Genomic DNA, 9,772 nt, shown 5'->3' with positions numbered 1-9,772 from the left:
AAATTATGAAACTGGTTATTAAATATTTATTCCTGCTTTCTTTTATAAGCAGCATAACGTTTGCTCAACTAACAATGGTAACAGAACCAAACATGAATTCTGAAGCACCTCTTTATAAAAATGAAAAAGGTGAATTATATTCAACAATTATTACTTTTAAATATGGAAACAAACTCGCCAATATTTCGAAAGGCAGTTCGGAAGTACAAGAAAATGATATATTGGTAAGCGAGTTTAGAAATTTTTTGAATAGGTTGAAAAATCAGTATGGTGAATTTTCTTTACTCAAAGCGGTACCCGACGCTATCTGGGGTGATACATTGAAGACCAATAAAAGAACAAAACAAATAGCAAGGGTAGTCGATTTATCGCAGATTTATAAAATCGACTTTTCGAAACCTGTTCCCATCGATTCGGTTGTTAATTATTTAAAATCATTTCCACGTGTTTTGTATGCAGAAGGTCCAATTATAACTTACACAACATTAACACCAAATGATCCAGAATATAACGGTGATTATTTATGGTCGTTCCATGCAATAAAAGCTGAACAAGCTTGGGATTTGACTACTGGATCATCAAACATAAGAATTGCGATAAATGACTTATTTGGAGGCGTAAATGAGCTTCATGAGGATTTGGTTAGTAAAGTAGTTTGGGATAATTTGAACGGTAACTATGGTGGACATGGAATAATAACAGCTGGAGTTGCTGGTGCAATGACAAATAATAATTTAGATATTGCAAGTTTAGGATGGAATTGTTCTTTGTTGTTAGATAATCGTTGGGGTTCCTCTAGTGCAGTAGCATCTGTATATGATTTGGTTAATAATAGAGGTGCGGATGTCATTAACTTTAGCTGGGTTTCAGGTTATTATAATCAACTTGAGGATGCAATTAGCTACGCCCTACAAAGTGGCATAGTCTGTGTTGCATCCGCAGGAAATAATGAATGGACTATACCTGGATTAAGATACCCTGCCGCGTATAATTTTGGAACAAACGGTCAAGTAATTGCAGTGAGTGGGACTCAGTTGAGTAATGGTGTTGAACAATTTATTGACGGATTTAATTATAGCCCTGGAACAGATCCTATAAATGACCCTACCAATTCATTCATCGATTTCTCCGCCCCGGGAACAAATTATCGTGCACTTAATCCAGATGGAACTACAGGCACAGTACACATTTGGGCCGGTACATCAATTTCGGCACCGTTTGTAAGTGCCCTGGTTGGATTAATGCTTTCTGTAGATAATTCACTTACTCCTAACGAAATCTATAATATATTACAAAGAACCTCGGATAGAATAGGTCAGTATAGCTATGACTCAAACGGATGGAATAGATATTTAGGATATGGAAGGATTGATGCCTGGGATGCGGTGAATGTTGCAGGTGGTGCCCCGGCGGAAGTAAGAAATCTTCATCTTATTACTCCGGTTAATAATCATCCTACACTTCAATGGGATTTGAACACCGAGCCAGATATTTATTCTTATAAGGTTTACCGCAGCTATGATAATTCTCCTTTTTATTATGCTGCAACTGTTTCCCACCCCAACAACACATATGTCGATACCTGGGTTGACTACACAAAACCAATTTGGGAAAAATCTGTAATATATTATGTTACGGCAGTAGACAACACAGTTAAAGAATCTGTCCCAAGCAACCAGGTCGAAACAACAGGTCAGATGAATGTGCCGCCGTTAATTATTTCAAATGATAATTCTACCGCAACTATTTATGAAGAGCCCTCTTACAATTTTGAATTAATCGGTAATTATCCAAACCCTTTTAACCCAACGACAAATATTTCATTCAGCATACCGGAGAAATCATTTGTTACATTGAAAATTTATGACATACTAGGCAATGAAGTGGCAGAACTTGTGAATGATTATAAAGAGAAGGGAAATTACACTGTAAGATTTGACGGTAGTAAAATATCAAGTGGAACATATATTTACAAACTTACAGCGGGAAATAAAACTTTCATAAGTAAGATGCAACTTGTCAAGTAGGATCTGCAACCTTCGAGGTTATGCATCGATATAAGGTAAGCTAACCTCGAAGGTTTTTAGAAGCTAAAATTTAATTCCCGCCGAGAAAAAATGGACTTCGGTTAAGCGTCCGTAATCTTCATAAGCATAATCAAAAGTAAAAATCACATAATTTGTTAACCTATAATTTAGACCAATTCCAAGTGTAAGTCCTTTTTTGTTTGTAATTTTTCATCCGTTAGCCAGCCTAAATGCTTGGTCGGTAAGTGGGTTAATGCTGAGTTGTTCTAAGATACTTGACGGTACGATAGATTAAATAGCACCAGAATCCACCAGAAATTTAAGCTTTTGTGCAGCTTCCGGATTTGACGGATTGGCTATCTCAACTTGAAGGGAAGTTAGTCCAATTTCTATTCTCCAGTTGGAATTTTACATGAAATCTAATAACGATATACATTTTACATTATTAATTTGCTATAACAACACATTTCGGAAACCTCCATTCCCGGGGCGGTGTTTACAACTTTTTTCGTTGCATATATCCATTTGTAAAGTTAGTTATTTTATAAATGAATTATATACCGTGTTATACTCGAGGAAGGGAAAATTCACTATTATAAAAAAATGCTATAATTGGTGATAAATGGACAATAAGAGATAACACGGTATATGTAATAAAAGATACATTTGTAGCCAACGTATTCGGAGAACAAACCACCGTAAAAATGTTAACTCGTAATAATAGGTTGGTGTACATAGAAGAGTATTGGACAGAAAAATTCGGGAAATTTAGCAGCCAGAATTATGATAGAACTGTTATTGATAATTTACAAGGATGTGTTATTGATGGAATAGTTTATGGGGATACTTCTTTCACTCTCGTTAGTGTAGAAGATGAATCAGAAATACCTAATAATTTTTATTTATCACAGAATTATCCAAATCCATTTAATCCGTCTACCACAACATCTTTTTCATTACCCGAGTATTCTTACGTGGTTATCAAAGTGTTTGATATTCTTGGCAGAGAAGTCAAAAAAATAGTAAGTGATTATTTCATTGCCGGCAAACATTCAGTAGAATTCAATGCCGGTAATCTTTCCAGCGGAATATACTTCTATCAGTTAATAACAGACAAAACAACAAAAACAATGAAGATGCTCTTACAGAAGTAACATCAAAAACCTAAAAAAAGGAAGAATTTTTGTGTTTTGGTAGCTTTAGGATTAAATAAGACGACCAATAAAAAGGAAATTATTGACTTTATGCCTGCTAAGAATGAAAATCAATGGACATACAAAAGATTCATAAGTTCCTTAATTAAGAGAGGACTTAAGACTGATTGTCTTGAAGTAATTGTCCATGATGGTGACTTTGCCATAAAATCTGCACTCAATGAGATATTTGGGAATAGTGTTAAACAACAGGATTGTATCTTTCATAAATTACAAAACATTAATAGTGCAATTAAAAACAAACAAAATAAATCTAAGATTCTCAGTGATGCTTCAAATGTTTATAAGTCTCTTAGTTATGATGAATACTTATAAAGGAAAAAAGATTTTATTAATAAATATAAGGACACAGAACCTGCTGCAGTTAAAACTTTTAGGGATGATATATTTATTAAAACTAAATTTTCTTTAGATGTTCATCTTTATCATTGGATAAATACTACTACTCCTATTGACAGAACTTTCAGAGAAGTTAGAAGAAGAACTAACCACGAAGTGGTGAATTCTCATGTAATTGGTTGTTTTGAAAATAAAAGAAGTCTTGATAAAATTTTGTTCTTTGTATTTAATTTTATCAATGAATTATTTGGTAATGCCTCTTTTGTTAATAATATCGCTCTTACACAATTTTAAGAACGTTATTAAAGCTTGCCTTTCAATTTTTTTGTTGCACTTATCTTTTTTTTGCTGTTAATTTATTACCAAAATTATATACCGCGTCTAAGGAGAAGAGGGAATTCACAAATAACGTCCGGCTTGGTCCGATCAAAGACATGGGGACTATACCTGACAGGGTGCAATTAAAATCCGGTAAGTTGACAATTTCTCTGATAAGCGAACGGTATAGTAATATCTGCCGAATACGAACATATCATAGCTAACAAACCGTCTGCTGCCAAGTACACAAGTTATACTTATAATTTGTTGGTTACGCATTTTGCTATGGCTTTTTTAATTTTAGATGAACAATTTGTTTTGAGCATTTACTTGTTCATTATGGATAAATGCTCAAACATCCGTTTGTTTAAACTAGAGATTTACTTTAGTGGTTTTACATAGCCCAACACTCAACGAAGGATTATATTAAAGATAAGGGAACAGCTTATGAAAAAAATAATATTTCTAATTATTATTTCTTACACACATTCATTAGCCCAAAACTACGGAGCTTGGAGATTAACCGACTCGCTTAACATTCCGAGATGGCATGCTGCGTCTGTTGAACTAGAAGATGGAAATATATTGGTGACTGGTGGTCTAGATTCAATCGGTATTCGTGATGCAGAAATTTTTGACTTTAAGACCGAAAAGTGGGAACAAACAAATCCGATGGTTAAAGGGAGATTAGATCATAAACTTGTGAGGTTAAAAAATGGGAATGTTTTAGCAATTGGTGGCTATGGTACTAAAAGTTGTGAGATTTATGATCCGTCTACTAGGAACTGGTCTTTAACTGATTCGTTAAATTATGAAAGAACAACCGGCTATACTGCTACATTGCTTGATAATGGTAATGTACTTGTTGCAGGGGGATACTATTTATACCCAGGTAGTTCTAAATACTTAAAGTCATGTGAAATTTATGACGTTAATTCTGCTCAATGGGTTGTTACTGATTCGTTAAAAATTGATAATGCATACCACACAGCGACAAAACTTTTAAATGGGAAAGTATTGATAGCCGGAGGTTTCAGTGCCACACAAAAAGCTTTGGCTAATTGCGAAATATACGATCCGTTAGCAAATCAGTGGCAAGAAGCAGCTCCACTAAATATTGCACGTTATGATCATTCTGCAACTTTATTACCCGATGGTAAAGTATTGATCACTGGCGGTCTCAATTACGCTAATCCACAAAGCCCATGGTTAAACAGTTGTGAGCTTTATGATCTGGCAGAAAACACATGGACTGTTGTTGACTCATTATTAATCCCACGTGCAAATCATTCTGCAATAATCTTAAAAAATGGATTGTTGTTAATTTTTGGAGGCGATGTAAATAATTCAGCCTGGGAATTATATGACCCAAATAATTTTTTGAATGTATATATAGGTAATTATTCTGGAAATCAATACAATCCTCTGGTTAAATTATTACCCAACGGAAAAGTATTATCTGCCGGGGGCATGAAAGTGACTTATCTCAGCGGACTTCCTATTGTTTCAGCAACAAATATATGTTATTCATACGACCCGGATGGTGTAGACGGTGTTGAAGAAGAAAAAGAAAGTATAGTAAGAGATTTTAGGCTCTACCAGAATTATCCCAACCCATTTAATCCCGGCACAACCATTGAGTATGTTTTGCCTAAAGAAAGCTTTGTTAATCTTACTGTTTATAATTCACTTGGAGAAAAAGTTGCAATACTTGTAAATGAGTATCAAAGAAATGGCAAATACAAAGTTCGGTTTACAGCTAATGTAAAAAACCTTGCAAGCGGAATATATTTTTATTCACTGAGAGCAGGAAATAATGTAATTACGAAAAAAATGATTCTCCTTCGATAACAATGTAAGTCGATTCGCCGAATCGACTATCAACAAGCGAATAGGGTCGGAACGGCGTTCCGACCTACAAACTATGCGACAGTAACTTCCTTGCACAAATAAACATCTTGAATTGCGTTGAGGAGTTTTACTCCTTCTGCCATTGGTCGTTGAAAAGCTTTGCGTCCAGAAATCAGTCCCATTCCACCGGCACGTTTGTTTATAACTGCTGTTTTAGTTGCCTCAGCAAAATCATTTTCACCTGATGCGCCACCGCTGTTAATAAGTCCAGCTCTACCCATATAATTATTAATTACCTGATATCTGCATAGATCAATAGGATGATCAGAAGTTAATTCACTGTAAACACGTTTATCAATTTTACCGTAGGATGAACTTCCCATATTCAAAGCGGTGTAGCCGCCGTTATTTTCAGGGAGTTTTTGTTTAATTATATCAGCTTCAATGGTAACACCAAGATGGTTGGCTTGACCAGTTAAATCAGCCGAAACGTGATAGTCTTTATCTTTTTTAAAAGCAGAATTTCTTAAATAACACCAAAGGATTGTTGCCATTCCTAATTCATGAGCGTATTGGAATGCCTCGCTTATTTCAACAATTTGGCGTGAGCTTTCTTCGGAGCCAAAGTAAATTGTTGCACCAACAGCTGCAGCCCCCATATCCCAAGCTTGTTTTACACCAGCGAACAAAATTTGATCATATTTGTTTGGGTAAGTTAAAAGTTCGTTGTGATTTATTTTTAAAATGAAGGGGATTTTATGTGCGTATTTTCTGGCTACAGCACCAAGTACACCTAAAGTGGAAGCTACTGCATTGCAGCCCCCTTCGATTGCAAGCTTTACAATATTTTCAGGATCAAAATAATCTGGATTTTTTGCAAAAGATGCTCCCGCCGAATGTTCAATCCCTTGGTCAACAGGAAGTATCGATAAATAACCTGTGCCCGCTAATCTTCCAGTATTAAACATCAACTGTAAATTCCTTAATACATTTGGATTTCTGTCGCTTTGATAAAAAATTCGATCCACAAAATCTGGACCCGGTAAATGAAGTTTTTCTTTTGGGAATTTAGCTTTGTAGCTTAATAAATTATCTGCTTCTTTCCCTAAATATTCTCTTATTTTGTCAATCATGTTAATTCACCTTACTTTTTTTATAAAAATGAATTTTTTCTCTCACAAATTTAACAAATAGCTCTCATAGTTGTTATGGTATGGGAAATAATTTTTTTATGAGAAAATATCATGTGTGAGAAGAGGTTACACAGAGAACCACTGAGAAAACGCAGAGCAACACGGAGATTTGAAAACTCGGTAATACAAAATTTTTGCAATTAGTTCATATATGCTGAAAAATGGAAATAAAAAGAAAATCATCTTTAATAATGAAAAAAGGAAAGCTTTGGTCGAAGTCAGTTAAACGATACATTTTTTGAATAAGATTTTAGTAGCAATTGGTTAAATTCTTCAAAAGAAATTTCTATTGCACCAAACATTTTAAGGTGGGGCGTTTGATACTGAACATCAAGTAAAACAAAACCCTTTTCATTTAATCTTTCAATTAATTTAATGAGAGCAGCTTTAGAGGCTTGACTTACTTTTGAAAACATTGATTCGCCGAAAAAAGCACCGCCATAAGTAACGCCATATAATCCACCAACTAATTGTTTATTTTGATATACTTCAACTGAGTGAAGATATTTATATTTAATAAGATTTTTATATGCTTCAATTAATTCTTTGGAAATCCAGGTTTTTTCTCTGTTGGCACAATTTTCAATTACTTCCAGTGGATGCTCATCATACGAATAAGTAAAGTCACATTTTTGCATAAACTTTCGCAGAGATCGCGGTACATTATAATTGTCTAAAGGAATTATAGTTCTAATTTCTGGCAAGTACCAATCTATTTTTCCCGTTTCATCTGCCATTGGGAAGGCGCCACGAGAATACAATAAAATCATTTTCCATGGGGTTAATAGGTCTTTGCTAGAGGTATAATTTTCATTCATGTGCTTTTACTTCGTAATCTATTATTTCGTAACCTTTATATGTTTCCCAACCGGCAAAAGTCACGCCTAATAAAACGAGAGTCATTCCTGCAAGAAACACAATAATAATGAGAATATCTATATTAATATTAGCAAAAAAAGAATAGCCCAGCAAAAAAGATGTAACAACAAAAAGTGCTACAGCTGCTGTGTAAGACAAGACAGAATTTCTCACTAAACGAACTCTGAAAATTAATTTTTGGATTTGGATTGCAATGCTTTCTAATCTAACATTATCTTCTGTAGAAAGTGGATTTTCACCAACTCTTAAAAACAATCTTCTTTTTTCCTCGTTGAGTAATCTTATTCGGTTAACTACAAGTGAATATTTATTATTAATACCCAGCAAAAGTAATCCACAAGCGCTTATCATTACTGCTGGTGCTAACATTAGTTGAATAATTTGTAAAGCTGTTGTACGTTCTGTAATTAGCATAGTTATGTGAGTTTATTTTATAGAAATTTATTATTGATTTCTTTGCAATGAAAAATTTTTTAAGAAAATTAGACTACAACAAAAGTTTGTCCTATTTCATGTAAACCTAATTTTATATTGTAATTTACTATGGATTTTAATAACCATTCAATCGGCTCATCAAATGGTTCTACTCCCAATTTAAAAGTTTTGGTGTGGACTGGCACAAAATATTTTGCATTCATAGAAGCGGCCATTTGAAGAGCCTCTTCTGGGTTGCAATGATTTTTTTTCCATGGGTTATAAGCCCCAATTGGCATTATAGCTATTTCGATGTTTGAAGCACCGTTTAAATGATTAAGTTTATCAGTGAAAGCAGTATCGCCGCCAAAAAATATTTTTTTGTTTTTGTATTCTATGAGATAGGAATTGTAACTTCGTCCATCTTTAAAATAACCGCGTGAGCGGTCGCGCTCCCAAGGGAAACGCCAGCCAAAATGTTTTACTTCATAAGCGGTAAATTTAACATCTGAAATTAACGATGATTCATTCCAATCCAAAATAGTTATTGATTTCCATTTCATATCATTAATTAAATCTTGTGTTAAGTATGCTGTGATAATATCTATTTGGTAAGGGTATAAATTAGTTATTTCCTTTAAAGTAGGTATATCTAGATGGTCCATATGTGCATGTGAGAGCAGTATAATATCTAATTTGGGAATTTCATTTATTGAAAGAGCTGGTGGTGTTAAGCGTGTTGGACCAAAACTTATACCTAAAAAGTAAAGTCCGATTCTTTCAAAAAGGACTGGGTCTGTTAATATCCATTTTCCAAAAAAATTTATTAAAACAGTTGAATGACCAAGCCAAGCGAGAGTAATTTTATTATCATCCCACATTTCAGGTTTCGGCTTATAATTTAGTTTAGCTTTTTCATTGGCGGCATTCATTTTTTTTAATAAGAAAGGCGGAAAGAAAAGCATTCCTCCAGCAGGTAATAGAATTTTTTTTACGAATTTTCTTCTTGAGGTTTCCATAGAAAGTAATAAACCATAAACTGCTAAAAAGCTAAAGTTCTACTTTATTGCTAAGTTCGTTTGTATCATCCGGTTTCAAAGGAAAATGTTCACTTAAAATTTTTCCAACTCGTTCGATCCCGCTTAGTAAACCTTTAGTAAAATCACCATTCCTAAACTTATGCTGAATATCATCACGAATTTCTTCCCAAGTATTATTGGGGACTTTTGCATTTATGCCTTCATCGGCTAAGATATAAAATTGTCTTTCACTTAAAAGCAAATAAAGTAATATTCCTGTTTTATCACGTGTGGCGTGCATATTTAAATGAACAAATTCCTTTTCGGCTAACTCTTTAATTGATTTTCTTTTATGCAACAAAGGTTTTTTTTCTTTTATGCTTACTTTAATTTCTCCTGAGGAAAGCTTTTCCATCTCTTTTATTTTATTAGAGATACGAAGAAAATCGTCATCAGAAAAAAAATGATATATTAAATCGCTGTGCATTTTGTTGTTTAATTTTACTGCTAAGATAAAA

At 33.9% G+C, this 9,772-nt stretch carries 8 protein-coding genes and 1 pseudogene; 4 read left to right on the top strand and 5 right to left on the bottom strand.

Annotated features, from left to right (window positions below; translation table 11 throughout):
* The 4 genes and pseudogenes from ABRY23_13580 to ABRY23_13565 form a co-directional block, all read left to right on the top strand.
* Positions 1–2,027 (top strand): S8 family serine peptidase (locus ABRY23_13580; GenBank protein ID MFA3784085.1); only part of this gene is annotated, 2,027 nt, incomplete at its 5' end.
* 728 nt (positions 2,028–2,755) lie between these two features.
* Positions 2,756–3,181, top strand: a complete 426-nt coding sequence (locus tag ABRY23_13575; protein MFA3784084.1) for a T9SS type A sorting domain-containing protein — start codon at positions 2,756–2,758, stop codon at positions 3,179–3,181.
* Between the two features lie 33 nt (positions 3,182–3,214).
* Positions 3,215–3,556: pseudogene (locus ABRY23_13570) on the top strand (transposase).
* Between the two features lie 789 nt (positions 3,557–4,345).
* Positions 4,346–5,749, top strand: a complete 1,404-nt coding sequence (locus ABRY23_13565; protein ID MFA3784083.1) for a kelch repeat-containing protein — start codon at positions 4,346–4,348, stop codon at positions 5,747–5,749.
* Positions 5,750–5,820: 71 nt separating this feature from the next.
* On the opposite strand, the gene ABRY23_13560 is transcribed toward ABRY23_13565, so the two are convergent.
* The 5 genes from ABRY23_13560 to ABRY23_13540 form a co-directional block, all read right to left on the bottom strand.
* Positions 5,821–6,882, bottom strand: a complete 1,062-nt coding sequence (locus ABRY23_13560) for a class I fructose-bisphosphate aldolase (protein MFA3784082.1) — start codon at positions 6,880–6,882, stop codon at positions 5,821–5,823.
* 278 nt (positions 6,883–7,160) lie between these two features.
* Positions 7,161–7,760 (bottom strand): leucyl/phenylalanyl-tRNA--protein transferase, encoded by a 600-nt coding sequence (aat, locus tag ABRY23_13555; GenBank protein MFA3784081.1) that lies wholly within the window; start codon positions 7,758–7,760, stop codon positions 7,161–7,163.
* On the bottom strand, positions 7,753–8,235 hold the full coding sequence (locus tag ABRY23_13550) for a DUF2721 domain-containing protein (GenBank protein ID MFA3784080.1): 483 nt from the start codon (positions 8,233–8,235) through the stop codon (positions 7,753–7,755). Before ABRY23_13550 ends, aat begins: the two co-directional genes overlap by 8 nt.
* A gap of 68 nt (positions 8,236–8,303) precedes the next feature.
* Positions 8,304–9,254 carry an MBL fold metallo-hydrolase gene (locus tag ABRY23_13545; GenBank protein ID MFA3784079.1) on the bottom strand — a complete coding sequence of 317 codons (951 nt, stop codon included), beginning with the start codon at positions 9,252–9,254 and terminating at the stop codon, positions 8,304–8,306.
* A 31-nt stretch (positions 9,255–9,285) separates the two neighbouring features.
* Positions 9,286–9,741 (bottom strand): TPM domain-containing protein, encoded by a 456-nt coding sequence (locus tag ABRY23_13540; GenBank protein ID MFA3784078.1) that lies wholly within the window; start codon positions 9,739–9,741, stop codon positions 9,286–9,288.
* Positions 9,742–9,772 lie beyond the last annotated feature (31 nt).

It is taken from the genome of Melioribacteraceae bacterium 4301-Me, from assembly GCA_041538185.1.
GTDB lineage: Bacteria > Bacteroidota > Ignavibacteria > Ignavibacteriales > Melioribacteraceae > Pyranulibacter > Pyranulibacter aquaticus.
This window is presented reverse-complemented; position numbering and strand designations above follow the sequence as displayed.